This is a genomic window from Actinomycetota bacterium (assembly GCA_040755895.1).
Classification (GTDB): Bacteria; Actinomycetota; Aquicultoria; order Subteraquimicrobiales; family Subteraquimicrobiaceae; genus Subteraquimicrobium.
Map to the genome: position 1 here is coordinate 1 of JBFMAG010000060.1, position 2,270 is coordinate 2,270.

The window sequence follows — 2,270 nt, forward strand, 5'->3', positions numbered from 1 at the left end:
GACAGCGAGAAATTCTTCGTAAGATAGCAGCCCTTGGAGGAAAAGTTTCACTTCGGTCGTTAAAGAAATCATATGGCGGGAAAATCTCCTCGGCTTTAAAAGAACTAGAGGGAAAAAAGTTGATTCTCAAGAAATATTGGATTTCACAACCCAGGGTTGATATCAAAAAAGAACGGTATGTTCAGCTCAATTTATCCAGCCAGGAAGCTGAGACGATATCCAGATCTTTAACCACCAAAGCACCCAAGCAGCAAAGAATATTGGAGGTCCTTTCGGAAGAGCCCAGAATGCCGGTCCACGAGTTGCTTTCCTTGGTGGATGCCTCTTATACTTCCCTAAAATCGCTCATGGATAAGGGATTTGTGAAAATTTTCGATCATCCAACATTTCGAGATGCAGATTTTTATTATCCCGAAAATTTTCAAATCCCTTCCACCTTGACCTGCGAACAAGCCGAGGCTCTTCAAAGGATCACGGAATCAATTGATGGGGAAGTGCCCTCCGTTTTTCTCTTACAAGGTATCACCGGAAGTGGAAAGACGGAAATCTATCTCCAAGCCATCTCCCACATCCTTAGGAAAGGAGAAACCGCCATTGTCTTGGTTCCGGAGATTGCTCTCACTCCACAAACGGTGCATCGTTTCCGCTCAAGGTTCGGTGAGATCGTGGCCATCCTCCATAGTGGACTGGGTTTGGGTGAGAGATTTGACCAGTGGAGAAGGGTCAAGGAAGGGCGTTATAAGGTGGTGGTGGGTGCTCGCTCAGCGTTGTTTGCCCCCGTAAGCAATTTGGGATTGATTGTTGTGGACGAAGAGCATGAGAGCACCTATAAGCAAAATCGGAATCCTAGATATCACGCCCGAGATGTGGCATTAAAACGAGCTCAGTTGAACAATGCTTGTGTGATTTTGGGAAGCGCTACTCCATCGGTGGAGAGCAAGTTCAAAGCGGAAAGGGGAGAGTATGAGCTAATTTATTTGACCAGACGCATTGAGAACAGACCATTGCCAGGTATACAGCTAGTGGATATGAGGAGGGAAATCAACAAGGGCATATTCAGTTCAACTCTACGCGAACGGATGAACAAATGTATCAATTCCGGAGGGAAAATGATATTATTCTTGAACAGACGAGGTTACTGCGATTTTCTGCTGTGCAGGGATTGTGGTTTGGTGATAAAATGTAAAAGATGTGCCGTTTCGCTCACTTATCATCAGGTTAAGGGGATTTTAAAGTGCCACCACTGTGGTTATGTAAAACCCGCTCCTCGTACCTGTCCTAAATGTAAGGGTCATCGGATTCACTATTTCGGCGTTGGAACTCAGAGGGTTGAAAGCGAACTCAAAAATTTATTTCCAGATTTGCCCGTAATCAGGATGGATGCTAATACTACGGTTCGAAGAGGTGCCCATCGACGCAGGTTGATTGAGTTTAAAGAAGAGAGGGTAGGAGTGCTCCTGGGTACTCAAATGATCGCCAAGGGACTCGATTTTCCTGAGGTTACTCTGGTAGGTATCATAAATGCGGATACCGCTCTTAATCTCCCAGATTTCAGGGCAGCGGAGCGAACTTTTCAACTATTAATGCAGGTTGGTGGAAGAGCTGGTAGAGGACAACGACCCGGAACCGTGGTCGTTCAAACATATTGTCCCGAAAATTATGCCATTAAGGCGATGTTGAGAGGAAATTACGATTCCTTTTACCTGAAGGAGATAGGTTTGAGGAAGGAGTTAAAATATCCTCCCTTCTGCGAATTGATTAGCATTCTGATATCAGCAAGGGATGAAAGGAAGGCAAATGAGGTAGCATCAAGGATTGGAAGGTTTCTCCAAAGCAAGCTCGGTGGTCTTTTTGATCTCCTCGGTCCAGCACCCGCCCCTCTTCAGAAGCTGGGAAATAAATATAGATGGCACATTGTCCTTAAGGTATCAAATTCTCGTGCCGTTAAGACTTTTCTTAAAGAAAATTACAAACGATTATTACCGGAGAAATATTCCAAGGATGTGACCCTGTTCATAGATGTGGATCCCGTGTGGCTACTCTAAATAATCGCCACTCGTAGCCCGTCGCTCGCAGCTAGATTAAGAATTGCCTTTTCGAGCGACGGGAGTCGAGTTTCGAGCGACGGAGGTAATTTAGGTGGTAGCTCTGGAAATTAGGAAATTTGGTGATCCCGCGCTACGGGAAAAGGCATTTCCCATAGAAAAAATCGATCAAGAGGTCAAAAAGTTGGCAAAGAATCTCATCGATACGTTGCACAATGCTTCTGG

At 45.2% G+C, this 2,270-nt stretch carries 2 protein-coding genes; both read left to right on the forward strand.

Features of this window, described 5'->3' with window-relative positions; translation table 11 throughout:
• The coding region (gene priA, locus AB1466_02845; protein ID MEW6189041.1) for a primosomal protein N' at window positions 1–2,045 on the forward strand (2,045 nt) is incomplete at its 5' end.
• A gap of 94 nt (window positions 2,046–2,139) precedes the next feature.
• A partial coding sequence (locus AB1466_02850) for a peptide deformylase (GenBank protein MEW6189042.1) occupies window positions 2,140–2,270 on the forward strand: 131 nt, incomplete at its 3' end.